We start from the raw sequence: 22,730 nt of genomic DNA, 5'->3' as shown, positions 1-22,730 counted from the left end.
ATGGCTGAGAAATTTTGTAATCCAGTGTCATTTACGGATGGAAAAAGACATACAAATCCAGATCCGTTTGTGCTGAGATGGTGTGGGAAATATTATTGTTATGCGACAGATGAATTTGGTGTAAAAATCAGTGTTTCCGATGATCTTACAGAGTGGAGGTACCTGGGATACGGTATTTCGGAAAAAGAGTATCATCATTACTGGGCTCCATCAGTTCTGTATCTGAACGGATTGTTTTATATGTATTATTCAAATATACCGGCAGATGAACCGGACTGTCATCAGCAGCATCTGAAACTGGCAGTTTCTCATAGTCCGGAAGGACCGTTTGTATACCAGAAAACGTTCTTTGACCAGTTTTCTATAGATTCTCATCCGCTTATGTGGAATGGTGAATTATATATGTTGTATTCTGTCAATGACTGGCTGGGAACAGAAGATAAAGTATCTGGTACCTGCATTCTTATGGATAAGATGAAATCACCGTGGGAGTTTGAGGGAAATCCCAAGCCGGTAATCTTGCCGACCAGACCACAGGAGATTTACGCTGCAGATCGTTTTGGTGACGGGCGTGACTGGTATACGATTGAAGGTGCCTGCACTGTCGTAAGAGACGGAATGTGCTGGATGTTATATTCTGCAAATGCATATGAGAATGTTGACTATTTTGTTGGTACAACTGTTGCAATGATAAAAAAACATGCTTCCAAAATGAAATGGGAGAAGTATCCGGATGAATATACCTGGGTTCCGTTACTCAGAAAGAACGCACTGGTTGAGGGAACCGGACATAACACAGTTGCAAAGGCACCGAATCTGGTAGACGAATGGATCGTATATCATGGAAGAAGTGCATTGGAAGAACTGAAACCTGGAACAGAGCAACGGGAAATGAGAATTGATCCTTTGTATTTTTCAGGAAAAAAGATGTTTTGCTTTGGCCCATCAGCAGAGCCATGTCATGCACCGGAAAAACCAGAGATAAAGATACAGAATAAACAGGTTTATTCCAGAGAAATATTATGTGACGGAGAACTGTTTTACAGAGCAGAATTCTGGATTTCAGGAAAAAAAGAACATACGGGCTGCCGGTATGGGATTTATCTGGATTATCAGGATGAAAAGAATTATACGGAACTGCAGATATATACCGGACAAAACAAAATTCGAGTTATGAATTGTATGGATGGAATTCTTGTAAATATAAAAGAAGAAAAGCTTCCGAAGCAGTATGATTATACGGTACCTCACAGGATCAGTATTCAAAGAAATCTGACAGACTACAGAATAACAACAGATGAGGAAAAAGAGATTCTGTTTTCGGTGGAAAGAAGACAGGAGAATGCCGGAACAATAGGCATATGTCCATATTTTTCAGAAATTTCAGTACATGATTTTACCATGACCTGTCATGGAGAACTTGCAGGAAAAGAGCTGAGAAATCTCAGTGCATTTTATAATGTGGCGGGAGTAACAGCAGATCAGAATGGGCTTTCATCAGCAGATGGAAAAATAAGACTTGAGAAGAAAGCTGTTTCCTATTATGCTGAAAATTATACAGAGGAGTTTTCTCTTGAAGTTACAGCCGAAAAAAACAGGATTTCTTTTGAACAGGGTGAAGAGAACTTTTTGGATGTTAAAAATAAAAAACAGGTATATTCTGTTTACCATAAGATACGGAATGGGGAAGAATATTTTATAGTAGACGGAAAACTGCAAAAAAGAGAGAAAATAAAAGATACAGGTATAAACAGTGTTGATATCTGTGGATTGAAGCTGATCTCATACAGATATACAAAAAATTGAACAGAATAGCAAAAACTTATAGTAAGAAGAAAAAATAAATGAAGTAAAATGGATTCATAAAGTAAAGGGAGGTAAGTAGTATGAGCAACATGAAAAAAAGGATTTCTGTAATTATGGCGGCAGCAATGGCAATGTCACTGGCAGCAGTACCGGTGCATGCAGAAAGTAACGACCAGGTTACCTTAAGTTTCTGGTCATGGCTTCCTACAACTGATCAGTCGGAGGAAATGATCGCAGTATTTGAGGAGCAGAATCCGGATATTAAAATTGAATACACAAGAACAGAGCAGGATGATTATTTTGAAAAATTGCAGGTGGCAATGGCTTCAGGTACAGGTCCGGATCTGTTTGGACTGACGACAGGTGCAATGAAAGAGCAGTATGCACCATTCGCAGAGGATATGAATGGACTGGCAGATGAATACTGGGCAGAATGGAAAGATACGATCAGTGATACCGCTGTTGAACAGTGTACAACAGAGGATGGTACCGTTGTAGGAATGCCGCTTCTGGTAGCCGGAATGACGGACCTTTTGTATAATAAGACTCTGATGGATGAATGTGGAATCGAAAAAGTGCCTACTACATATGAGGAATTAAAGGATGCAGCAGCCAAAGCAAAAGAACATGGTTATGTATGTGTGGCAGCAGGTGCAGCAGATGACTGGGTAAACTCTGACTGGTTTGTACAGATTTCCAATGAGTTTGAAGAGGGTGCTGTTTATGAAGCAGAAAAAGGCGAGAGATCTTGGACAGACCAGTGCTTTGTTGATACAATGACAGCATGGCAGAATCTGTTTAATGATGGTATTTTCGAAGATGGAGCATTAGGTGTTGCAACTTATCCGGATGCACGTGACCAGTACTTCTTTGCAAGAAAATCTGTATTCTTCCTGACAGGTTCCTGGCATCTCGGACCAACATCTCCGACGAACAGCGAGATTCAGGGAACAGAGATCGCAAATCAGAATGATACAATTGGAATGTGCGTATTCCCATCTATGACAGAAGATGGCACAATCTGTGGAACATCCGGTGTAGATATCATGATGGCAGTTAATAAAGACTGTGAAGAAAAAGAAGCAGCTATGAAATTTGTGGAATTTATGGCAAATGGTGATGGACAGCAGTATTGGGTAAATCAGCTTCAGGGAGCTCCGGTTTCCAAAAACATTTCTTATACAGGAACTGTAGACGGAGACCTTCAGCAGCAGTCAATTGATGAAGTAAACAGCTATGTGTCGAATGCAGTTGGAAACAGAAAACTCTCTAACAGCGAAGTAGAAACTGCTATTCAGGTTGCTATGCAGAACGTAGCAGCAGGTGCAGATCCGGCAGAAGAACTCCAGACAGTACAGGATGTGCAGGACGCACAGTGACCAAAATAATACAGATAAGAAGGCCGTTCTTCTTTATCGGATCATAGGATTATAGCAAGATTACTTTCAGCGCAGGTCTGATTGCAGAGTGAAATTTTACTTTGCAGCAGATATGCGCTGAATTTTTTTGGGAATTGAATTTCCATTTTTGCAAAGCATCATTGTGGAATCTGTAGTAAGATAGTGCCTGTGAACAGCAATAAGATAGCAGCAGATCAGCATAAATGATGCGAAGAAATGGAGATAAAATATGTATTTGTGGTTTATTGCAGCAATAGCTGCATATTTCATTAAAGGACTGTGTGGATTTGCAAATACACTGGTATTTACATCTATTTTGAGTTTTGGAACCGTGAATTCCAATATTTCACCTGTCGATTTGTTGATGGGGTATCCAACAAATCTGATTCTTACGTGGAAAAACCGAAAAAAACTGGATCCAAAGGTATATCTGCCTCTTGCCGGGCTGGTTCTTGCCGGAAGCATACCAGGAGCACTTATGCTCAAAAATGTAGATACCCGTGTTATTAAAATAATATTTGGAGCAGTAGTGATCGGTCTGGGAGCAGAAATGCTGCTGCGAGAATATGGTAATAAAAATGTTAAATCATCTAAAGTGGTGCTGGGCATTATTGGTGTATTATCTGGTGTGCTTTGCGGTCTGTTCGGCGTAGGGGCACTGCTGGCAGCATACGTCAGTCGTGTAACAGAAGGAAGTGAATCCTTCAAGGCAAATATCAGTGCTGTATTTATTGTAGATAATACATTTCGCATTATCCTTTACAGTACTATGCATATGCTCACTTTTGATACCGTAAAAATGAGCATATTGCTTCTTCCTTTTGCTTTGTGCGGGCTATTTGCAGGAATCAGATTCAGCAGTATAATAGAAGAAAAAAAGGTACGCAGACTTACCGCTGTGCTGTTGGTACTTTCGGGAATTTCACTTATTCTGAAAAATCTGTAACCAGAAAGGACAATATAATGAATGAACAGGAAATGTGGGAAGCAGTTCAGCATTCAGATGCTGATTATGATGGAATATTCTTTTATGCTGTAAAAACAACAGGAATTTTCTGCCGTCCTTCCTGCAGATCAAAAGTTCCCAAAAAAGAAAATATCTGCTATTTTCACTCGGCGAAAGAAGCAAGAAATGCAGGTTTTCGTCCCTGTAAACGCTGCCGCAGTGACCTGCTGGAGTATCAGCCCATGCGTGAGATAGCAACAGAAGTAAAACAGAGGATTTATGCGGCTGTGAAAGAAAACAGTCAGCCGGTACTGGAAAATGTAGGGCTGACAACACGACGGCTGACAGACGTTTTCAAGCAGGAATATGGAATCACACCAAAAGAATATATGGATTCCCTGCGGCTTCATGCAGCAGAAAAAATGCTGACACAGACAGATAAAAAAATAATAGATGTGGCATATGAAGCAGGATTTTCAAGTCTGTCGGCGTTTAATCGCTTCTTTAAAAAGTATGTTGGAAAAACACCGTCAGAGTATCGGAAGGAAGTTTCCTCTTAAGGCAGAAAAAAACCGGAAAGTCTGTAAAAAAATACAGGCATTCCGGGTTTTTACTTTTTATTTCACTTTAACTGTAATGGTAACTGTTTTGGAGGAAGCGCCATACTGTCCTTTAGCAGAAACATTGACTTTTACGACTGCTTTATAAGTGCCTTTGGCAGTACCTTTTTTTACCGTGATTTTTCCGGTAGTTTTGTTGACGGTTAACTGTTTGCTGCCGGATAATTTCTGGTAAGAAAGTTTTCCCTTGCTGTTTACGGAGGCATTCAGTGAGAAACTCTGAGATTTCTTCTTGACAGTGGCTTTTTTAACAGACTTAGAAGTTGTCTTAACTTTTATAGAAGGTACTTTCTTAGTGACTTTGATCGTGACCGTTTTAGTAGTTTTATTATATTTGGAAGTTGCTGCGGCTGTAAGAGTAATCTTTGCAGTACCTACTTTTTTTACGGTAACTTTACCTGTCTGGCTGACGGAAACAATGGAAGAATTACTTGATTTATAAGTGATTTTTCCAGGAGCTTTTGCATTCAGTGAAAAAGCTTTGGAGCCAATTGCCTTGGTATAGGAAGAGGATACGCCTGTAAATTTCTGTGTTCCTTTACGGACTGTTATGCTTACTGTTCTGGAAGCACCTTTATAAGCAGCTGTTTCAGTGGCTTTAATCGTGATTTTTGCAGTACCGATTCCGGTAACTGTTACGATACCGTTTGCATTCACTGTAACAACAGAAGGTGCATCGGACTGATAGGTAAGTGAAGTATTAGCCTTTGCATTAAGAGAAAAGCTGGAGGTTCCGTAAGCTACAGAATAGGAAGTTTTTCTAACAGATATGCTCTGCTCAACCTGCGTTTTTACAAGAGCATCAACAGCGGCCTGAAGATCAGCCTGCATAGTATCGACAGCAGACTGTTTCAATCTTTTCATTGTCAGAAGCTGTTCGGCTTCAGCGAGTTCATCCTGAACCGTTTTCCAGCTTTCTGGAGTGTAAGAGGAAGAATCCAGAGCTTTTACCTGATCGATGAGTGCCTGCAATGCTGAGGTATCGGCTGGTTTTCCCTCTTCACCACCATTGTGTCCACCGCCGTTATTTCCACTTTCTTCTTTTACCTTTACAATAGCCTCATCAATTCGGGAAATTAAAAGCCCCTCTTCGGTTGCATTTACAGAAGACGGGTCAGCAGCCTTGGCAGCACTCATATCTACAGCCTGAAGATAAAGGGAATAGAGGGTTTTCCATGCTTCGCTTTTTGAATCAACTTCTTCCTGCGTTGGGAGAATGATGTTGCCATCCGCATCTTTATTAAAATTAAGGAAGTTAGCAGCTTTTTTTACAGAATCGTCAATACCGAGTTCGCCATTTTTTCCCTGGACGAGACTTCCATTTGCAGCAGTTAAGTCAAAAGATTCACCTAAGGCGTTAGCCAGTGCCTGCTTAATACCATTGGAACTGAGTGTTGCACCGGAAACGGTATCAATTTCCTGTACGCTTGAAATACCGCCCCTGGAAGAAATCTGTTCCTGAATTCCTTCCATTGCAGTTTCAGCGTATGCGATATTCTGATCCCCAATTGTGGAATCTTTTGAATATGCAGCAGAAAGTATTTTTCCGTTTTTCATACTGCAGTCTACAGAAATATAATACATAAAACGCTGAACAAGGCCAGACTGCGTAGAAATGTAAGTATCATCTGTCTGGTCAGAGGGGGCATCTGAGCTAAAAAGAGTAGCTCCGCTTGAAAAATCATCAGTTTCCTCAGAAATATCATAAGATGAAAACGTATTTGACGCAAAAGAATCAGTTACATCATCAGATGTAATTTCAGAATCTGCCGTTTCTGTTTCAGATTCAAATTCGACATTAGCAGCATCTGCAAAAGCTGTCAGAGGCATGTTGCCTGCAATTACTGCAGATGTAAGAAAGATAGATGCAAGTTGTTTGAAATTCATAAAAATCTCCTCTCCTTGATAAAATATGCTATAATGGTTAGAAATAGCTAATTGAGGTTGGAAGAACCTAACAAATACATTATATATTTTTGGATTAAAATTACAGTCATCAGAACGATTAAAAAATAGTACTTTTCGCTTATAAAAAGGAGAACAGGAGATTATGGATTATAGTGAGCTGCCATTACAAAAAAGAGGTCGACATAATACGGAGGAGAAAACATTATGTGCTGCTTTTTTGCATTCGATTGCATTTGTAAGGGAAATTTATCAGAAAGCAGAAAAATCACTGGCAGATGATTTTTCCTGCGACATACGTGGTAACGTCAGTTACATGATTCCGCTGGTTGAATTTCCTGATGAAGCCTATAAACTGGTATATCCACATTTATTTATGCTGATAAATATGAAAAATAATTCTTTTATAACCGGGTGTAATTATCCGGTGTATCGCATTATTTTTACAGTAAAGGGAAAAGGAAAACTTATTTATAAAGAAAAGGAATTCTTACTGCCGGAAGGAACGGGGTGCTTTATTGACTGCAGGTATGCATGGAAGATTAAAAATATAAGCCAGGACTGGGAGTTTACAATCCTGGATTTGACTGGAGAAGCAGTTCAGAATATTTATGAGCATTTTGCGAAGTATGGAGTGGTTTTTACAGAAATGCAGTTCCCGGATTATGAGGCAAGACAGTATTTCATTCTGGAGCATTTTAAAGATAAAAATATGTTTACAGGATATGATCTTTCCTGTCATACATATTTTTTGTTGACTAAATTTTTACATTCAATACAACAAAAAGAGTCCGAGAAAAGGGCACACAGTCAGACGGTGATCATGCGGATCGTATCATATCTGCACGATCATTTTAATGAAGATATAGAAATGAGTGCACTGGCAGAGACCTATCATTTCAGTTCCTCGTATTTTCGATATTACTTCAAAAAATTTATAGGAGTATCACCACAGAAGTATCTGATACAGTTGAGGATTACGCAGGCGAAATTTTTGCTGAGAAATGAAAACCAGACGGTTGAGGAAATTGCTGTAAATTGCGGCTTTCATACTTCCGGTCATTTTATTCAAATTTTCAAAAAATATGAAGGAGTGACGCCGCTGCAATACAGGTTGCGGGCCGAATATAATAGAAATTTATGTGATAATGTCTAAAAAAAGATATTGTATTTTTGGTTAAAATCGCTTTTGAATTAAAATCAAAACAGTTTTATAATAAAAATAGTAGCAAGCAGCGTATTGGTCTGGAATAAACGACACGTATGCTGCTTATTTTTGTAAAATCAATCAGAGGAGGGATTTCTGTGAAATATGAGATTGGAGATTTCGTCAGTAAGCCAGTTACAGGTATATGTAAAATAGAAGATATCGTATCAATGGATCTGACTGGAAAAAAAGAGAACAAATTATATTATCTAATGAAATCGATAGAAGATGAAAAGGGAAAACTTTATGTTCCTGTTTCAAACTCAGATGCGATATTAAGATTATGTCTGACAAAAGAAGAAGCATGGAAGTTGATTGAACAGATTCCGGACATCCCAACAGCATGGATTGATAATGAAAAAATGCGGGAACAAAAATACAAAGCAGCAGTAAAATCAAATGATCCGGAAGCATTAGTTTCTATCATAAAAATGATTTATCAGCGGAAAAAGAAAAGACTTGCACAAGGGAAAAAATGTACAACAACAGATGCAAAATATTTTCAGATAGCAGAAAACCTGTTATACATGGAACTTGGAGCAGCTCTTGGAAAACCGAAAGAGGAAGTTTGTGAAACAATCATTGAGTATATCAACAAAAGCAGACAGGAAGTGTAAGAGAAATCCAGAAACGTAGTAAAAAGTGCCAATATATATAGAGGAAAATATTGTAAAAAATGTCTTTTGCGCTGAGTAAAAAAAGTTGATAAAATAAACCTCGCGCAAAAGGAAACGATATTTATGGAGATATGACACAAAGGTGCATGTCTCCTTTTTTGTGCCTTTTTATTAAATACAAGGATGGTGAAAGAATGAACAGTAAAGTAAAAGTACCAGTGAAACTCACACTTGCGGTAATTGCAGCCTGTCTGGTTTCATTTTGTGGGTTGATCACGGAAACTGCGGTAAACATTGCATTTCCGGCTGTGATGAATACGTTTGGTGTATCTACAAAAACAGTGCAGTGGCTTACAACAGGGAATCTTCTGGTTGTGGCAATGATCACGCCATTATCAGCATTTTTGCAGAAGCGTTTTAAATTAAAGCAGTTATTTGTTTTTGGAACATTATGCTTTCTGGCAGGAACAGTGGTGGCAATAGTTTCTCCGAATTTTGGATTTTTGCTGCTGGCAAGACTGATTCAGGGAGTCGGAACAGGCGTTGGAGTACCGATTGCATTTTGCATTATTCTGGAACAGATTCCATTTGAAAAAGTGGGAACTTATATGGGATATGGTGCATTGGTATCGGCCGCTGCACCGGCACTCGGACCAACATATGGAGGTATTGTAAATCAGACTTTAGGATGGCGATATATCTTTGTAATTTTGATTCCCGTATTGATTTTAACATTGGTACTTGGAATTAGTACGATCGAGGAAAAACATGAACCTGAAAAAGTTCCGGTTGATATCTGGGGGATTATCTTTATCATGCTGACTTTCTTCGGCTTGGTATATGGTTTTGCTAATATGGCATCTTTCAGAGAAAATCCGGCTGTAGAGATTGGGGCATTTGTAATTGGCATTGTTGCTCTGGGATTGTTTGTAAAACATTGTAGCAAATGTGAAAATCCGCTGATTGATATCAGTATTTTCAAAAATATCCCTTTTACATGTCATTTGGTAGCATTTTTCCTGATCAATGCGATCATGCTTGGAACCAGTTTCCTGCTTCCGAATTATTTACAGGTTGCGCTTTTGTGTGAATCTATGGCAGCCGGATTTATGCTGCTTCCAGGTGCAGGACTGAATGCGATTATGGGACCATTCAGTGGAGCTGCACTTGATAAGATTGGGGCAAAACTTCCGATACTTACCGGTACAGGCCTGATGACGTTAGGAATTTTGTTATTCACTGTATTTGGAATGAAATTAAATGCAGGAATGATCATAGGCTTCTATATTATTTTTGGAATTGGCTGTGGAATTGCTTTTGGAAATACAATGACAATTGGAAATTTAAGACTGCCGGTTCAACAAAAGGTATATGGAAATACCAGTTTCAATACCTTGATGCAGTTTGCCGGTGCGGTTGGAACAAGTGTCTGTGCTGCACTGGTAGCTTCCGCACAGAACCAGAACAGTGGAGTGAGTTATGAAATGAAAACCGCAGCAGGATCTACACATAGTTTCATATTTTTACTTATTCTTGCAGTGATATGTCTGGTACTTCAGATAACTGGTTTTAAAGCATATGAAACAAAGGAAAAACAGGCTTAAGTGAATGAAAGGGCGTGAATCTACTGTCGAATTCATGCCCTTTCACTTATGATTATGAAATTGTTTTCAGTAATTTATGCGACATGCAATAGCTGTAAATGCAGGCAACGATTTCTGCAATCCAGAATGCATACCAGCCATGTGAAATGCCAGAGATTTTTATGAAAATCAAGAGGCAGGGAACTAATAAAATAAGTTGCCTTATAGCAGCACTGATCATATTAATGATACCGTTTCCGAGTCCGGAGGCAAAATATCCGCACAGAATTGTAATTGCAGCCATAACAAAGGATACGGAGATGATTCGCAGTGCCGGAATACCGAGAGTCAGCATTTCCTGGCTTGCGGAAAATAATTGCAGTAACTGTCCTGGAAAACACCAGAATATAACGGTTGCGCATAGGGCAATGACTGCTCCGGTAGGAAGTAAAATTTTCCATGTATGCTGTACCCGCTGATATTTTTTATCGCCATAATTATATCCGACAATAGGAATAGCAGCCTGTCCAAGACCATTGATCGGCATCATCAGGAAATTTTGCAATTTATAGTAGACACCGAAAAAAGCAACTGCTGTTGCAGAAACAGGCAGGAGAATACTGTTTACGGCAAATGTCATAATGCTCCCGATAGCCTGCATAATAATTGTTGGAAGCCCAACCCGGTAAATATCAGCAACATCCTGCCATTTGAAATGATAGTTCTTTAGATGTACATGAATGATCGGATTTCGGAAACGGTTAAACAATAAAGCAGCGATGGCACCAACCATTTGTCCAATGACAGTTGCAATTGCTGCACCACGGATTCCCATTGCAGGACAGCCGAGCAGACCGAAAATCATAATGGGATCAAGAATAATATTCAAAACCGCACCTATGATTAGAGAAATCATAGACAAAACGGTATCTCCAACAGCCTGCAGCAGTCGCTGCCCATAAGTTTGCAGAAAGATTCCCCAGCAATATACAAGATTGATGGAAAGATATTGCTTACAGAGAGCCTGCAGTCCTGGATTTGCAGCCATTTTGGAGGCAATCGTATCGGACAGAAAAATACCAGCAATAGAGAATATAAGGGACGTAAGGAGCATCAGGAAAAGTCCGGTTGTGGCAGCCTGACATGCTTCTTCGGTTTTATGTTCCCCAATTTTTCTGGAAAGCAGGGCATTTAAGCCTACTGCAGTGCCGACACCTACGGCAATCATTAAGAACTGAATGGAATATACCAGAGATGCAGCGGTCAGGGCCGTTTCAGACAGTTTGGCTACAAAGATACTGTCAACAATGTTATAGAGTGACTGTACAAGTAAAGACAGCATCAGGGGAACTGCCATCGTGTACAGTAAAGGACGGATTGGCATTTCTGCCAGTTTGTTTCTGGAATTCATAAGACCTCCTTATGGCGTTGCAAAAAAAATAAGCGTGAAATCTGTAAGGACAAGCAAATCCTCATGATTTCACGCTTTTACAAGCCGGCTTTTGTTACGATTTTTATTTTCTTCTGGCATATTATAAACGAAAAAGAAGAGAAAATGCAAGAAAAATTTTGTTTGACTTTTTGAACCTTGACTTTTTGAAAAACAGGAAATATAATGATTGCAAACGAGTAGCAAGTAAGCGTAAATCCAGTTTACCTGCTGCTCGTTTTTCTATTTTACAATTTTATATTTGCCATAAAAAAGTGTGTAGCCTGCCAGCGTAAGTCCAGCTTATATGACAGAGCTGCATTTTTTTGTGTAGAAAAGGGAGGAATGAAAACAAAATGGCAGAGAGTAACAAGATGAAAGATATGCCAGTGAATAAGCTGATGATCCAGATGGGAATCCCGATGATCTTATCTATGGCACTGCAGGCAGTCTATAATATTGTAGACAGTGCATTTGTAGGAAATATGAGAGTGGGCAGTGAAGCGGCATTGAATGCACTGACACTGGTATTTCCGGTTCAGATGCTTATGGTTGCAGTAGGAATTGGAACTGGCGTAGGAACCAATGCACTTCTTGCAAGGACACTGGGACAGGGAAACAGTAAGAAAGCGGCGAAGGTAGCAGGAAACAGTTTGTTCCTGGGAGGGATCATTTATGTGGTCTGTTTACTGTTTGGCATCTTTGGAGTGAAAGCATACATTTCATCACAGACGGTAGATGCAGAAGTACTTGAGATGGGTGTCAGTTATCTGAGGATATGCTGTGTGATTTCTTTTGGAATCATCTTCTTTTCCTTATTTGAGAAATTATTACAGGCAACAGGACGTTCTTTATATTCCACAATCGGACAGGTGGTCGGAGCTGTTGTGAATATCATTCTTGACCCAATCATGATCTATGGCATTGGACCGGTTCCGGAAATGGGGGTAAAAGGTGCGGCATATGCAACAGTAATCGGTCAGGTGGCATCTGCAGTTTTACTGTTCATTTTCCACATGAAACTGAATAAAGAATTCGAGCATGGTGCGAAATATATGAAACCGGATGCTGGCATTATAAAAGAAATCTATGCAATCGGACTTCCAGCCATCATTGCGCAGGCGTTGATGTCCATTATGGTTTATGTGATGAACTTGATTTTGAAGTTTAATCCGTCTGCGCAGACAGCCTATGGCCTGTTTTATAAGGTGCAGCAGTTTGTTCTGTTCCTTGCTTTTGGATTGCGAGATGCGATCACTCCGATCATTGCATTCGCTTATGGAATGCGAAGTAAACAAAGAATTCAGGATGGAATCAAATATGGACTTATTTATACGATCGCATTGATGATCCTGGGTATTGCGATCACAGAAATCTTTCCGGCTTCGTTTGCAACCCTGTTTAATGCAGGACAATCAAGGGAATATTTTATTAGTGCGATGAGAGTGATTTCCATCAGCTTTCTGTTTGCGGGAATCAATGTTGCTTATCAGGGAATCTATCAGGCACTGGACGGTGGCATAGAATCACTGGTTATTTCTCTTTTGAGACAGCTTGTACTTATTTTACCGCTGGCAGGAATTTTTTCCATATTTGTCAGAAACGGTCAGATGGGAGTTGCATTGATCTGGTGGGCGTTCCCGATCACAGAAGCAATTTCATGTCTGGTAGGATATGTATTCTTAAAGAGAATCCGAAAAAATAAAGTAAGTGTTTTGAAGTAAGGAGGAAGAGAGATGGCAAAAAGAATCATTACGATCAGCAGAGAATTCGGAAGTGGTGGACGTTTTATTGGGGAAGAAGTAGCAAAGAAGCTGGGAATTGCCTATTATGATAAAAACATTATCAGTCATATTGCAGAAGAGTCCGGTCTGTCACCGGATTATATTCAGGAAAGCGCAGAGCTGTCTCCGAAAAAAGGCCTTTTTGCATATGCACTTGCCGGGCGTGATATTACCGGAAAATCTGTAGAAGATATGGTGTATGAGGCGCAGAGAAAGGTTATTTTGGAACTGGCAGAGAAAGAATCATGTGTGATTATTGGCAGAAATGCAGATTTCATTCTGAAAGACAGGGAGGATGTGCTGAATATTTTTATTCACGGAAATATGCCTGAGAAAACAGAGAGAATCTGTCGATTATATAATGTCAGTGAAAAGGAAGCTGTAAAAATGATGGCAGATACAGATAAAAGACGTATGACAAATTACAATTTTTATGCGGATCAGAAATGGGGAAAAGCCAGTAATTATACGCTGTGCCTGAACAGTTCACAGCTTGGATATGATAAGTGTGAGAAAATAATTATGGAGTGTGCAGAATAAGATATCTTTTAAAGTGACCTTTGCGTAAGCCTGGATACAGACTTATGTAAAGGTCATTTTTGTCCGACAGATAGAATAGAGAGATTTTTTACATGGAAAGCTGGACTGCTCCAAGGAGTCGATCGCGATGCTTTCCGAATGTCCGGGTGATGATGCCGACCAATGTGCCAACCAGAACTGCGGCGATGATGGTACCGATACCTACGCTTCCAAGACTGTGTAAAACAGTAAGGCAGGTAATGGCTGACACGAGAACCATTGTACAGTCAAATGCAATTTTGACTCTGGAAAATTCAACATGTGTGACAGTGGAAACTGCCTGCATACATCCCTCTCCGGCAAGCGGGATCAGATTGGTCGGTAAATATAAAAAGATACCAAAGGCGATAAATGCAGCACTGGCAAGTGCCAGGAAAATACGAATGCCCCAGTTGTCTGGTGTCGGGAGAAAAGATACCATATAGTTACAGAAAGTTGTGAAATAACCGAATACAATACCTACCGGAACCTGCAATAACTGAACGAGTTTGAAATTTTTACGCAAAAGCAGAATCTGGATCAGTACAAGTATCACATGGAAAAGAATCGTGGCTTTTCCCATTTCAAGCCCCCAGACGCAGGTTATTGTATAAGGAATAGAACTGACGGGAGATACGCCGAGATTGGATTTTACGGAAAGTGCAATGCCGATCGTCGTCATAAACAGTCCGATAAAATACATAGGAAGTCTTACTTTTAAATTTTTCATTTATCTGTGCCTTCTTTCTTCTGAAAGTTTACCATATTTTTGTATACACGGCTGAGTAGCTCGTGTAACTGTTGTGCTTCTGTCTCACTGAATCCGTTTAATGCCTCAGATTCAATCTGGTTAAATTCAAGGTTGAGCCGGTCGGCATATTTTTTTCCTGTTTCTGTGAGGTATACATGAAGCGATCGGCGATTGTTTTCGCTGGTTTTTCGTTCGATATAGCCTTTGTTTTCCATGCCATTTAAAATGGCGGTTAAAGATGCCGGTTCGATATGACAGAATATAGCGATCTCTTTCTGTATAGCTCCGTTATGATGGAGCAGATAATCAAGTACTTTGGGCTGCCCCGGGGTTAAGCCGGTGTCCTTAACACTCGATACAAGAGCCTTTTGGATCATCTGATGATCTGACATCAAAAGATAGTGAAGCGTTTCCTGCATGACATTCTCCTTTGTTAGAAATCTAATTATTAGAAACCTAAATAAATATACACCGTGGGAAAAGGATTGTCAAATGCAGGGCGAAATAAATTATACCCGAACGGGGGTAGTTTGTAAGAAATATGCTGAATTATACCCGCTCGGGACTATTTTTGCTACCAGGACTTGAAATTATACCCGAACGGGATTATTATGATTAATATGAGTAGAATTGGAAATTATATAAAAGAGGAAAGAAAAAAGGCGGGTCTGACTCAGGAAGAGTTTGCGATGCGTTCTGGTCTGGGACTCAGATTTATAAGAGAACTGGAGCAGGGAAAAGAGACTGTGCGTTTGGACAAAGTAAACCAGGCACTGGCAATGTTCGGAAAAGAAGCTGTACCGGGAGAGAGGGAGGAGTGAAAGAATGGGTAGTTATTTGAACCCTGGAAGCGGTCTTTTTGAGATGGCATTGAGATCACAGATCTTTGTTGATAAGAGCGGCTTGATAGAAAAAACAAACCACTGCGTGCGGACGCTTCAGAGATATATGTGTGTAAGCAGACCAAGAAGATTTGGAAAATCTATGGGTGTGGATATGCTGGCTGCTTACTACGACAGAAGTGTTAATACAAAAGAATTGTTTCAGAATCTGAAAATCAAAAGTACCAAAGATTATGAAAAACATTTGAATCAATATGATGTTCTGAAAATCAATATGCAGGAATTTCTCAGTGCAACAAATAATATTGAGCATATGTTGAAAATGCTGAATGAATATCTGATTTTTGATCTGAAAGAGCAATATGGGCAAGTTCGATTTCGTGATGAAAAAAATCTGGTTCAGGTTATGAAGGACGTCTATAGTTACACGAAGCATCCATTTGTGATTTTGATTGATGAGTGGGACTGCCTGTTTCGTGAATATCAGCAGGATCAGGAGGCACAGAAAAAATATCTTGATTTTCTTAGATTCTGGCTTAAAGACAAAGAGTATGTTGCATTGGCCTATATGACAGGGATTCTTCCAATAAAAAAATATGGCTCACATTCAGCTCTTAATATGTTCACAGAGTATTCAATGACAGACCCGGGAAATCTTGCAGAATATTTTGGGTTTACAGAGACAGAAGTTCAGAAATTATGTGAAAAATACGAAATGAACTTTGAAGAGGCGAGAGCATGGTATAATGGCTATCATCTGATTTCGCATGAAGGTGGGACTAGAAAAGTTTATTCCATGTATAGTCCCAAATCTGTAGTAGAAGCAATGCAGAAGAGAAAGTTCGGAACATACTGGAATCAGACAGAGACTTACGAAGCTCTGAAAGTATACATTCAAATGAATATGGATGGGTTAAAAGATGCAATTGTTCAGATGCTGGCGGGAAGTAATATAAGAATCAATACAGGAACATTCAGTAACGATATGACAACTTTTGCGACAAAAGATGATGTGCTGACATTACTGGTTCACCTGGGATATCTGACTTATGATAATGAAAAAGAAACTGTAGAAATCCCGAACAGGGAAGTATCCCAGGAATATGTGAATGCAATCAGCACGATGGACTGGACGGAAGTGATTCGTTCCGTACAGGCATCCAGAGAATTACTGGAAGCACTGTGGCAAATGGATTCCGAAAAAGTAGCAAAGGGAATCGAACAGGCACATAAAGAGGTTTCGATATTAACATATAATGATGAAAATTCATTGAGCTGTACAATTAACCTGGCATTCTATTTTGCAAGAGAATATTATACAGTAATCAGAGAATTGCCGGGTGGTAAGGGATTTGCAGATATCTGTTTCATACCCAGAAAGATCCATATGGATAAACCAGCTGTTGTGATCGAATTGAAATGGAACAAAAGTGCAGAAGGTGCAATTCAGCAGATTAAGGACAAGCAATATGTAGAGGCACTAAAAGATTATCATGGAAATCTGCTTCTGGCAGGAATTGATTATGATAAGAAAACAAAACAGCATAGCTGCATTATCGAAAAGTGGAATATGAGTTAAATACTATGAAATTTAATAGCAACTTATAAATTTGCTAATATCTTCCAAATCAAAAGCAGATTCGCTAACATGAATACATCAGGTAATTATTATAGAAAGAAATCTGGAGGGATATGCAATGTTAAATGAATCTGTGATCAAAGTATTAAAGAATGGTATGTGGGATCTTGCTACATGTGCGAATGGGGAACCAAATGTAGTGCCGGTAGCTTTTAAAGATGTCACTGACGATGGAAAACTGGTTGTAGGAGATGTTTTCTTTGAAACAACCTTAAACAATATCAAAGCAAACGGTGGAAAGATTGCCATTTCTGCATACGATGCACAGAGCCTTGAGGGATATCAGATTAAAGGAACTGCTGAACATGTAACAGAAGGAGCAATTGTAGATACATTTAAAGCTATGGTGGAGAAGATGTTCAATGGAGCGGCAACCGCAAAGGGAGCACTTGTTATTACACCTGCGAAAGTGATTGTTACAACACCAGGTGCTGAGAATAAGAAAGAGATTTAAAATTCGGCCCACTAATAAATTTCATAGTAACTTCAAAAGAAACCACCTTCGGGCTATAATAAAACCATGAATAGCTTGAAGGTGATTTTTTATGGCGAAATATAAGAAAAAATTAGAGGATGATATACGATGTCCGCTGGAATATGGACTGGCAATCTTTGGTGGAAAATGGAAATCACGCATTATATGTGTGTTGGCTGCCAATGAAAGATTGCGTTATAGTGAACTCCGCAGAGAAATGTACAATATCACGGACGCTGTGCTGGCAGCAACGTTAAAAGACCTGATCGAAGATGGAATCATAGAAAGGAAATCTTATGATGAAATTCCACCTCGTGTCGAGTATTCACTGACACAGAAGGGAAATTCCGTTGTCCCTATTTTACAGAGTATATGCCAGTGGTCAGATATTTTTTACAAAGAAGATGTCACAAACGAAATGGTACAGTGCCAGAAATGTGATCATCACAGATAAGGAGAAACAGATTATGCTTAAATATACAGAAGAAAAGATTTTTACACAGGAACAGGTGCAGGAGTTGTTTTTATCTGTTAACTGGATTTCCGGAAAATACCCGGAGCGTTTGTATAAAGCTCTTATGAATTCATCAACGGTACTTACTGCGTGGGATGATGCGAAACTGGTTGGACTCATAAGAGTGCTGGATGATACGGAGATGCTGGCACAGATCCATTATGTTCTTGTACATCCGGATTATCAGGGAAAGGGAATTGCCGGGAAAATGCTGGAGCATATAAAGGAAAAATATAAAAATTTTTTATATCTGGAAGCAATGCCGGCAGAAAAAAAGAATGTACCGTTTTATCAAAAACATGGATTTGCGGTTATGGAAAATGGTGCGGCAATCCAGATCTGTAATTATGGCGATATGCGATAGTGGAGTTCGAATATGGAAGAGAAAAAAGAGAATGATCTGTTGGCTGAGATGTCTGTACCAAAGGCTTTCCTGAGACTTGCACTTCCGGCAGTAGCGGCACAGCTGATCAACATTTTATATAATCTGGTAGATAAAATGTTTATCGGGCATATTCCAGGAGTTGGGAAACAGGCTCTGGCAGGCGTTGGCGTAACAGCACCTGTGATTCTGGCTGTTTCGGCTTTTGCTGCACTTGTAAGTATGGGTGGTGCACCAAAAGCATCTATTTTTATGGGAAAAGGTAACAATGAGCAGGCAGAAAAAGTCATGGGATGCTGTACCTGGATGCTGATCATCCTATCTGTGGCATTAACAGGAATCATGTTGATTTTCGGAAAAACGATTTTGCAGCTGTTTGGTGCAAGTGATGATACAATTACCTATGCAACAGATTACATGAATATTTACTGTCTGGGAACATTGTTTACTCAGCTTACATTAGGCTTGAATGCGTTTATTACTGCACAGGGAAAAACACTGATCAGCATGTGCAATGTTGCTGCTGGCGCGGTGACGAATATTATACTGGATGCGATATTTATTAATGGATTGGGTATAGGAGTAAAAGGAGCAGCATTGGCAACCGTTATTTCACAGGGCGTGTCAACCTGTTTTGTTGTCCATTACCTTATGAAACCTGAAAGCAAATTGAAACTTCGCTTAAAAAACATCCGTTTTGACAAAAAGCTTTTGCTGCCTTGTGTTCTGCTTGGCACATCACCGGCATTGATGCAGCTGACAGAAAATATGGTTGCGATCAGCTTTAACACATCTTTGCAAAAATATGGCGGTGATATGGCAGTAGCTTCCATGAGTATTCTGAACAGCATTATGCAGTTTGTCATGCTGCTTTTGCCGGGACTGGTGCAGGGAGCGCAGCCATTGCTGAGTTACAATCTTGGTGCAAAAAATATCCACCGGGTAAAGAAAACATTTCGATTATTACTTGTATGCTGTGTCGGTGGATCATTCTTGATTTGGCTTGTGTGCATGACAGCACCAGCGGTTGTTGCAGGTGTTTTTACAGATGATGTGGATTTGATTGCTTATACGGAAAAGAGTCTGCGGGTGTATCTGGCAATGCTTTTCATATATGGAGTACAGGTCGCATGTCAGTATAGCTTTGTAGCACTGGATCAGGCAAAGAAAGCAATTTTTCTTACCATATGGCGTAAAATTATTTTGCTTATACCTTTGATCTTTATTCTTCCACGGATTTTGTCCGGTTCGGTAATGGGAGTTTATCTGGCTGAACCGATTGCAGATACAATTGCAGTTTGTACTACAGCACCGATGTTTTTCTGTTATTATCGGAAATTAAAATGAGACAATAGTTTCAGTGGCATCATAACGATGCCACTATTTCTGATATTGCGACCAGTGTGGCTTCGCCGCTGATCGTGATCCTGTTCTGTTCCTGGAGTGTGCAGTGCAGGTAGCCGCCACGGCGGGATGCCTGATAGGCGTAGATTTCTTTTTTGTTTAATTCTTCGGACCAGTATGCTGCGATCTGGCAGTGGGCGGAGCCGCATACCGGATCTTCCGGGATGCTGAGTTTCGGACAGAAACTGCGTGAGACACAGTCGGTTTCCTTACCCCTGGCAGTGGCATTCTGGATTCTTCCTTCGATTCCTTTCAGAAGTTCCTGATCTGGATTCATGTTTCTTACAATCTCTTCGGATTCAAATACACAGACGAGATCCAGACCAAGCACGGCTTTTATCGGACGAACGCCAAATGCTTTTTCCATCGCATCTGTAACAGGGATTTCCTGCAGTTCGTAAGTCGGGAAATCCATTTCATAAAGATTTCCTTTTCGGTGAATCGTAAGTTTACCGCTCAATGTATTAAAAGTTACTTCATCGCTGTCCGGTTCATAATAATTCAATATGACGTAAGAAGATGCCAGCGTAGCATGTCCGCAAAGCTCTACTTCCGTACCCGGTGTGAACCAGCGAAGATGGTATCCCTGTTCTTCTTTTACAATAAAGGCAGTTTCGGAAAGATTATTTTCCATTGCCAGTTTCATCATGGCCTCTTCTGATGGCCAGCTCTCCATGACACAGACGGCAGCAGGATTTCCCGCGAATGGTTTGTCTGTGAATGCGTCTACGATATATTGTTTCATTTGGTTTCTCCCTTCTTCTACAAAAAGCTTATGAGGTAATTATTTTTTCCATTTCAATATCTGCTTTTTCTGATTTCCAGTAGTCTTTTCGGTATGGTACTTCATGAAAACCATTTTTCCTGTACAGGTGAATGGCGGCTTTGAGTCCGGTGCAGGAGATCAGAACAAGACGTTTGGCCCCATGTGAGACTGCGTAGCTCATGCAGGCACAGAATACAGAATTTCCTGCACCTGTTCCGGTATATTGATTCCGTGCTGCCAGTTTGCACATTTCCCAGGTGTCATTTTCCAGAGGCACGGTCATGCAGGTAGCCAATACCTCACCGTTTTCGACAGCAAAATAAGCCATTGCTCCTTTCTGGATCAGTTCATCTACGTGATCCATTGCATTCTGATCGAAATCTTCAATCCAGTAAAAACGTTCCAGCCATTCTGTATTCAGCCGGATAAAATCTTCCCGATATTTAGATTCATATGGAATTATTTTCATAAAAAGTAAGACTCTCCTGTGTGATTTTATTAAGAGCTCTTGACTGTATTATAGTGTCCTTTTTATAATAAGTAAAACAAATATTTCTTATAATCATATAAGGAGAATAAAATTGAACAGATATATTGCGTTGCAGAAAATCATATCTCTTGGAAGTTTCTCCAAAGCAGCAGAAGAAATGGGATATTCTCAGTCAGCAGCCAGTCAGATGATAGCTTCACTGGAAAAAGAACTTGGTGTACGTCTGATTCATCGCTCCCGTTATGGTGTCACTCTGACACTGGAGGGAAAAAAGCTTTATCCTAAAATAGAGCAGCTTATTGCTGCATATCAGTCTGTAATAGAAAAAAGTAATGAAATAAAAGGTCTGGAAACAGGGACTATACGGATGGGAACCGTGTCAAGTGTTTCAGCTCACTGGCTTCCCGGAGTAATAAAAGAATTTCAGAAAGAATATCCAAAGGTGGAGTTTGTGATTCATCAGGGGGATTATAGTTCCATTCAGGAATGGATCAAGAATGGGACAGTCGATTTTGGATTTATAAATCCGGTGGCATCGAAAGACATACAGACGGAAGAAATCAAGAGAGGTGAAATGGTGGCTGTCCTGCCGGAAAATCATCAACTGGCAAAAGAAAAGATTCTGACATTGGATCAATTAGCAGAAGAACCATTTATTTTGCTGGAAGAAGGAAATTATTCAGAGCCGTTGGAGGCGTTTCGGAAAGCCGGACTCAGACCGGATATTAAATTTACGATACATGATGACTATTCGATTATGGCAATGGTGGAAGCCGGTCTGGGGATCAGTATGCTGGCAGAGCTGATTTTACACAGAACAAATTACAAAATTGCTGTCCGGCATACTGATCCACCGGTGTATCGTACGCTTTCTATTGGATACAAAGACAAGACTCTCCTGCCTGTTGCGGCAAGAAAGTTTATAGATTGTATTAAGAAGCAGAGTGCTCAGTTTCTGTGAAAAATAATTTATGATTTTCAGTATTATAAATCTGTATTTGCAGAATAAAAAGGTTGAATTGTCCCAGACAGACACAGATGAATCTGGATTATATCCAGATTCATCTGTGTCTGTTTTTGGATATGTTAAAAGCAAGATTTAAGAATCTGGGCGAATTCTTCAATGTAATACCCGGAATTGTCTTTTTTCCAGAAAGCGCAGTAAGTCTTCCACTTCCAGGGTGCTCAATTTGCTGAGTGGATTTTTTGCAGAAAGTTCAATATAAATCTTACTTTCTGTGAGAACTTCATTATGATAAGCATCAGAAAAAGCCCGCCTCTGATCGTTAACTGCAAGGTCAACAGAGCCGTTTTCCATGGCGTGATACAATTCTTCATGACTTCCAACTATGATTTCCACATTTACAGTAGGGTATTTTTCGGAAAACAGGGCAATCGCTTCGGAAAGTTCATTTCCATGGTAGCCTTTGTAGTATCCGATTCGTAAAGTGGCGTGATCGTTATCTGTAATTCTTTTTGTTTCGCAGATGAGCTGTTTCAGATGTAGCAGAACTTCTGATGAGCGATAAGGGCGCATTTATTACAGGATCCACCTTCCTGATGGATGGCGGCGCAACAGCATCATACTATTATGGACCACTGAAACCTGAAA

Annotated in this window: 23 protein-coding genes; 16 read left to right on the top strand and 7 right to left on the bottom strand. The window is 39.9% G+C overall.

Annotated features, from left to right (window positions below; all coding sequences use genetic code 11):
- The 4 genes from KQI91_RS12450 to KQI91_RS12435 all read left to right on the top strand — a co-directional run bounded on the left by KQI91_RS12450 (position 1) and on the right by KQI91_RS12435 (position 4,712).
- Positions 1-1,806 carry a glycoside hydrolase family 43 protein gene (locus KQI91_RS12450; RefSeq protein ID WP_216393104.1) on the top strand — a complete coding sequence of 602 codons (1,806 nt, stop codon included), beginning with the start codon at positions 1-3 and terminating at the stop codon, positions 1,804-1,806.
- A gap of 80 nt (positions 1,807-1,886) precedes the next feature.
- On the top strand, positions 1,887-3,185 hold the full coding sequence (locus tag KQI91_RS12445) for an ABC transporter substrate-binding protein (RefSeq protein WP_216393103.1): 1,299 nt from the start codon (positions 1,887-1,889) through the stop codon (positions 3,183-3,185).
- Between the two features lie 250 nt (positions 3,186-3,435).
- Positions 3,436-4,152 carry a sulfite exporter TauE/SafE family protein gene (locus KQI91_RS12440; protein WP_216393102.1) on the top strand — a complete coding sequence of 239 codons (717 nt, stop codon included), beginning with the start codon at positions 3,436-3,438 and terminating at the stop codon, positions 4,150-4,152.
- 17 nt (positions 4,153-4,169) lie between these two features.
- Positions 4,170-4,712 (top strand): bifunctional transcriptional activator/DNA repair enzyme AdaA, encoded by a 543-nt coding sequence (locus KQI91_RS12435; protein WP_216393101.1) that lies wholly within the window; start codon positions 4,170-4,172, stop codon positions 4,710-4,712.
- 57 nt (positions 4,713-4,769) lie between these two features.
- On the opposite strand, the gene KQI91_RS12430 is transcribed toward KQI91_RS12435, so the two are convergent.
- On the bottom strand, positions 4,770-6,659 hold the full coding sequence (locus KQI91_RS12430; protein WP_216393100.1) for an FMN-binding protein: 1,890 nt from the start codon (positions 6,657-6,659) through the stop codon (positions 4,770-4,772).
- A 163-nt stretch (positions 6,660-6,822) separates the two neighbouring features.
- Here KQI91_RS12430 and KQI91_RS12425 point away from each other — a divergent pair, with 163 nt between their 5' ends.
- From KQI91_RS12425 to KQI91_RS12415, 3 genes are all read left to right on the top strand, one after another.
- Entirely contained in the window at positions 6,823-7,833 is a 1,011-nt protein-coding gene (locus KQI91_RS12425) for a helix-turn-helix transcriptional regulator (RefSeq protein ID WP_216393099.1), read from the top strand.
- A 149-nt stretch (positions 7,834-7,982) separates the two neighbouring features.
- Entirely contained in the window at positions 7,983-8,501 is a 519-nt protein-coding gene (locus tag KQI91_RS12420) for a CarD family transcriptional regulator (protein WP_216393098.1), read from the top strand.
- Between the two features lie 194 nt (positions 8,502-8,695).
- A complete protein-coding gene (locus KQI91_RS12415) occupies positions 8,696-10,105 on the top strand; it encodes a DHA2 family efflux MFS transporter permease subunit (RefSeq protein ID WP_216393097.1) in 1,410 nt (469 codons plus the stop codon).
- A gap of 52 nt (positions 10,106-10,157) precedes the next feature.
- Here the strand turns inward: KQI91_RS12415 and KQI91_RS12410 are convergent, their stop codons facing one another.
- Positions 10,158-11,495, bottom strand: coding sequence for an MATE family efflux transporter (locus tag KQI91_RS12410; RefSeq protein WP_216393096.1), 1,338 nt, complete (start codon positions 11,493-11,495; stop codon positions 10,158-10,160).
- 374 nt (positions 11,496-11,869) lie between these two features.
- Here KQI91_RS12410 and KQI91_RS12405 point away from each other — a divergent pair, with 374 nt between their 5' ends.
- The gene (locus KQI91_RS12405; RefSeq protein WP_216393095.1) at positions 11,870-13,237 is read left to right on the top strand and encodes an MATE family efflux transporter; all 1,368 of its coding nucleotides are present in this window, start codon (positions 11,870-11,872) and stop codon (positions 13,235-13,237) included.
- Positions 13,238-13,249: 12 nt separating this feature from the next.
- On the top strand, positions 13,250-13,837 hold the full coding sequence (locus KQI91_RS12400) for a cytidylate kinase-like family protein (RefSeq protein WP_216393094.1): 588 nt from the start codon (positions 13,250-13,252) through the stop codon (positions 13,835-13,837).
- Positions 13,838-13,925: 88 nt separating this feature from the next.
- On the opposite strand, the gene KQI91_RS12395 is transcribed toward KQI91_RS12400, so the two are convergent.
- A complete protein-coding gene (locus tag KQI91_RS12395; protein ID WP_216393093.1) occupies positions 13,926-14,585 on the bottom strand; it encodes a YczE/YyaS/YitT family protein in 660 nt (219 codons plus the stop codon).
- Positions 14,582-15,025 carry a MarR family winged helix-turn-helix transcriptional regulator gene (locus KQI91_RS12390; RefSeq protein ID WP_216393092.1) on the bottom strand — a complete coding sequence of 148 codons (444 nt, stop codon included), beginning with the start codon at positions 15,023-15,025 and terminating at the stop codon, positions 14,582-14,584. Before KQI91_RS12390 ends, KQI91_RS12395 begins: the two co-directional genes overlap by 4 nt.
- A 192-nt stretch (positions 15,026-15,217) precedes the next feature.
- On the opposite strand from KQI91_RS12390, the gene KQI91_RS12385 reads away from it, so the two are divergent.
- From KQI91_RS12385 to KQI91_RS12360, 6 genes are all read left to right on the top strand, one after another.
- Positions 15,218-15,427 carry a helix-turn-helix transcriptional regulator gene (locus KQI91_RS12385; RefSeq protein ID WP_216393091.1) on the top strand — a complete coding sequence of 70 codons (210 nt, stop codon included), beginning with the start codon at positions 15,218-15,220 and terminating at the stop codon, positions 15,425-15,427.
- Positions 15,428-15,431: 4 nt separating this feature from the next.
- Positions 15,432-17,027: an AAA family ATPase gene (locus KQI91_RS12380; protein WP_216393090.1), complete on the top strand. Its 1,596-nt coding sequence runs from the start codon at positions 15,432-15,434 to the stop codon at positions 17,025-17,027.
- Between the two features lie 118 nt (positions 17,028-17,145).
- On the top strand, positions 17,146-17,541 hold the full coding sequence (locus KQI91_RS12375; RefSeq protein ID WP_216393089.1) for a pyridoxamine 5'-phosphate oxidase family protein: 396 nt from the start codon (positions 17,146-17,148) through the stop codon (positions 17,539-17,541).
- Positions 17,542-17,632: 91 nt separating this feature from the next.
- Positions 17,633-18,016: a winged helix-turn-helix transcriptional regulator gene (locus tag KQI91_RS12370; RefSeq protein ID WP_216393088.1), complete on the top strand. Its 384-nt coding sequence runs from the start codon at positions 17,633-17,635 to the stop codon at positions 18,014-18,016.
- A 13-nt stretch (positions 18,017-18,029) separates the two neighbouring features.
- On the top strand, positions 18,030-18,440 hold the full coding sequence (locus KQI91_RS12365; protein WP_216393087.1) for a GNAT family N-acetyltransferase: 411 nt from the start codon (positions 18,030-18,032) through the stop codon (positions 18,438-18,440).
- 12 nt (positions 18,441-18,452) lie between these two features.
- Positions 18,453-19,805, top strand: coding sequence for an MATE family efflux transporter (locus tag KQI91_RS12360; RefSeq protein ID WP_216393086.1), 1,353 nt, complete (start codon positions 18,453-18,455; stop codon positions 19,803-19,805).
- Positions 19,806-19,824: 19 nt separating this feature from the next.
- Here the strand turns inward: KQI91_RS12360 and KQI91_RS12355 are convergent, their stop codons facing one another.
- Both KQI91_RS12355 and KQI91_RS12350 read right to left on the bottom strand, forming a co-directional pair.
- Entirely contained in the window at positions 19,825-20,607 is a 783-nt protein-coding gene (locus tag KQI91_RS12355; protein WP_216393085.1) for a PhzF family phenazine biosynthesis protein, read from the bottom strand.
- 28 nt (positions 20,608-20,635) lie between these two features.
- Positions 20,636-21,097: a GNAT family N-acetyltransferase gene (locus KQI91_RS12350; protein WP_253288578.1), complete on the bottom strand. Its 462-nt coding sequence runs from the start codon at positions 21,095-21,097 to the stop codon at positions 20,636-20,638.
- 112 nt (positions 21,098-21,209) lie between these two features.
- Here KQI91_RS12350 and KQI91_RS12345 point away from each other — a divergent pair, with 112 nt between their 5' ends.
- Positions 21,210-22,079, top strand: a complete 870-nt coding sequence (locus tag KQI91_RS12345) for a LysR family transcriptional regulator (RefSeq protein ID WP_216393084.1) — start codon at positions 21,210-21,212, stop codon at positions 22,077-22,079.
- Positions 22,080-22,238: 159 nt separating this feature from the next.
- Here the strand turns inward: KQI91_RS12345 and KQI91_RS12340 are convergent, their stop codons facing one another.
- The gene (locus KQI91_RS12340) at positions 22,239-22,655 is read right to left on the bottom strand and encodes a LysR family transcriptional regulator substrate-binding protein (RefSeq protein ID WP_216393083.1); all 417 of its coding nucleotides are present in this window, start codon (positions 22,653-22,655) and stop codon (positions 22,239-22,241) included.
- Between the last annotated feature and the right edge of the window lie 75 nt (positions 22,656-22,730).

Origin of the sequence: Blautia sp. MSJ-19 (assembly GCF_018918125.1) — a bacterium.
Lineage (GTDB): Bacteria > Bacillota > Clostridia > Lachnospirales > Lachnospiraceae > Blautia_A.
This window is presented reverse-complemented; position numbering and strand designations above follow the sequence as displayed.

Bases quoted from the DNA above. Each gene is read 5' to 3' on its own strand.
- KQI91_RS12450 (WP_216393104.1), top strand. From the start codon at position 1: ATGGCTGAGAAATTTTGTAATCCAGTGTCATTTACGGATGGAAAAAGA.
- KQI91_RS12445 (WP_216393103.1), top strand. From the start codon at position 1,887: ATGAGCAACATGAAAAAAAGGATTTCTGTAATTATGGCGGCAGCAATG.
- KQI91_RS12440 (WP_216393102.1), top strand. From the start codon at position 3,436: ATGTATTTGTGGTTTATTGCAGCAATAGCTGCATATTTCATTAAAGGA.
- KQI91_RS12435 (WP_216393101.1), top strand. From the start codon at position 4,170: ATGAATGAACAGGAAATGTGGGAAGCAGTTCAGCATTCAGATGCTGAT.
- KQI91_RS12430 (WP_216393100.1), bottom strand. From the start codon at position 6,659: ATGAATTTCAAACAACTTGCATCTATCTTTCTTACATCTGCAGTAATT.
- KQI91_RS12425 (WP_216393099.1), top strand. From the start codon at position 6,823: ATGGATTATAGTGAGCTGCCATTACAAAAAAGAGGTCGACATAATACG.
- KQI91_RS12415 (WP_216393097.1), top strand. From the start codon at position 8,696: ATGAACAGTAAAGTAAAAGTACCAGTGAAACTCACACTTGCGGTAATT.
- KQI91_RS12410 (WP_216393096.1), bottom strand. From the start codon at position 11,495: ATGAATTCCAGAAACAAACTGGCAGAAATGCCAATCCGTCCTTTACTG.
- KQI91_RS12405 (WP_216393095.1), top strand. From the start codon at position 11,870: ATGGCAGAGAGTAACAAGATGAAAGATATGCCAGTGAATAAGCTGATG.
- KQI91_RS12400 (WP_216393094.1), top strand. From the start codon at position 13,250: ATGGCAAAAAGAATCATTACGATCAGCAGAGAATTCGGAAGTGGTGGA.
- KQI91_RS12395 (WP_216393093.1), bottom strand. From the start codon at position 14,585: ATGAAAAATTTAAAAGTAAGACTTCCTATGTATTTTATCGGACTGTTT.
- KQI91_RS12390 (WP_216393092.1), bottom strand. From the start codon at position 15,025: ATGCAGGAAACGCTTCACTATCTTTTGATGTCAGATCATCAGATGATC.
- KQI91_RS12385 (WP_216393091.1), top strand. From the start codon at position 15,218: ATGATTAATATGAGTAGAATTGGAAATTATATAAAAGAGGAAAGAAAA.
- KQI91_RS12380 (WP_216393090.1), top strand. From the start codon at position 15,432: ATGGGTAGTTATTTGAACCCTGGAAGCGGTCTTTTTGAGATGGCATTG.
- KQI91_RS12375 (WP_216393089.1), top strand. From the start codon at position 17,146: ATGTTAAATGAATCTGTGATCAAAGTATTAAAGAATGGTATGTGGGAT.
- KQI91_RS12370 (WP_216393088.1), top strand. From the start codon at position 17,633: ATGGCGAAATATAAGAAAAAATTAGAGGATGATATACGATGTCCGCTG.
- KQI91_RS12365 (WP_216393087.1), top strand. From the start codon at position 18,030: ATGCTTAAATATACAGAAGAAAAGATTTTTACACAGGAACAGGTGCAG.
- KQI91_RS12360 (WP_216393086.1), top strand. From the start codon at position 18,453: ATGGAAGAGAAAAAAGAGAATGATCTGTTGGCTGAGATGTCTGTACCA.
- KQI91_RS12355 (WP_216393085.1), bottom strand. From the start codon at position 20,607: ATGAAACAATATATCGTAGACGCATTCACAGACAAACCATTCGCGGGA.
- KQI91_RS12350 (WP_253288578.1), bottom strand. From the start codon at position 21,097: ATGAAAATAATTCCATATGAATCTAAATATCGGGAAGATTTTATCCGG.
- KQI91_RS12340 (WP_216393083.1), bottom strand. From the start codon at position 22,655: ATGCGCCCTTATCGCTCATCAGAAGTTCTGCTACATCTGAAACAGCTC.